The 1,365-nt window shown below is 77.6% G+C and carries 2 protein-coding genes; both read left to right on the top strand.

Annotation, left to right across the window (positions count from 1 at the left end; translation table 11 throughout):
- A partial coding sequence (locus DZF91_RS23720; RefSeq protein WP_199486840.1) for a hypothetical protein occupies positions 1–472 on the top strand: 472 nt, incomplete at its 5' end.
- 25 nt (positions 473–497) lie between these two features.
- Positions 498–1,365 (top strand): sodium:solute symporter family transporter (locus tag DZF91_RS23710; RefSeq protein WP_407920933.1); only part of this gene is annotated, 868 nt, incomplete at its 3' end.

The raw sequence follows: 1,365 nt of genomic DNA, 5'->3' as shown, positions 1-1,365 counted from the left end.
CGGCGCGTCTCCGGGCGGACTCCCCGGCGGCGGTGCGCCGGGGACCGGACCGCACGGCGGGCCGCCGCCCCGGCGCGTCGTGGTCGCCAGCCCCCGCACCCGCGCCGCCCGCTCCCTCCCGCCGCTGGACGAGCACGAACCGTACTCCGGCCCCTACACCGGGACGGGCTGGGACATCGCGAGCGACCTGGACGAGCAGACCGAGCTCGGCGCGGTGTTCGCCCGGACGCTGATCCGCGCGCAGCTGCGCACCGCGCTGTGCACCGGCGGCCTGGTGCTGCTCGTCGTCGCCGTCCTGCCGCTGCTGGAGCTCCTGCCGGGCGAGGCGCACGCCCGGGTCCTCGGGCTGCCGCTGCCGTGGCTGGAGCTCGCCGCCGGCATCCAGCCGCTGTGGATCTACGCCGCGCGCCGCCAGGCCCGGCTCGCCGAGTCCGCCGAGCACGAGTTCGCCCGGCTGGTGGGACGGTCATGACCGTCCCGTCCGGGGGCGGGCGCCGGTGACCGGGGTCGCGCTCGCCGCCGCGCTGTCGGTGCTGACCGTGGTGGCCGCGACGCTCGGGTCCGGGTCGGTCGGCCGCCGCTCCGGTGCCACCGCCTCGGACCTGATGGTCGCCTCGCGCGGGGTGACGCCGCTCTGGAACGCCTCGGCGATCAGCAGCGAGTACATCTCGGCGGCGGCGTTCCTCGGCACCGCCGGGCTCGTGCTCGCCTACGGCACCGACATGCTCTGGCTGCCGGTCGCCGCGACCGGCGGGTTCGTGCTGCTCGTCGCGTTCGTCACCGCGCCGCTGCGGCGCTCCGGCGCGTACACGATCTCCGACTTCGCCGAGTGGCGGCTGGGGTCGGTCGCGGTGCGGCGGGCGGTGTCGGCCTGCGTCTGCTTCATCGGCTGGTTCTACCTGCTGCCGCAGTTCCAGGGCGCGGGCGTGACGCTGCGGGTGCTGACCGGCGCGCCCGTCTGGGCGGGCTGGGTCCTGGTCGTCGCGGTCGCGCTCGTGCTGACCCTGTCCGGCGGGATGCGCAGCATCACCGACGTCCAGGCCGTGCAGTTCTGGGTGAAGCTGCTCGCGATGGCCGTCCCGGCGGCGGCGCTGCTGGTGCTGTGGCGGCTGGACGGCGCGGACGCGCCGCCGGGCCCGGCGGTGTTCGGACGGGCCACCACGATCCGCGTGCAGACCGAGTCGGCCGTGCGGGTCTCGACCGCGACCGCGGTGACCGTCCGCGGGGCCCTGGACGGCGTCCGGCACCGCGACGAGGCGGTGGTGCTCACCGCAGGGCCGCACCGCGTCGGCGCCGGGGCCGAGCTGCTGTTCCCGCGCGGCGCGGCCGTCCCGCACGCGGACCGGCTGCCCGCCCGCGACGGCG

The organism is Actinomadura logoneensis, assembly GCF_003428695.1.
GTDB lineage: Bacteria > Actinomycetota > Actinomycetes > Streptosporangiales > Streptosporangiaceae > Spirillospora > Spirillospora logoneensis.
Note: the sequence above shows the minus strand (reverse complement) of the source record. Positions and strands in the feature narration are given on the sequence as shown.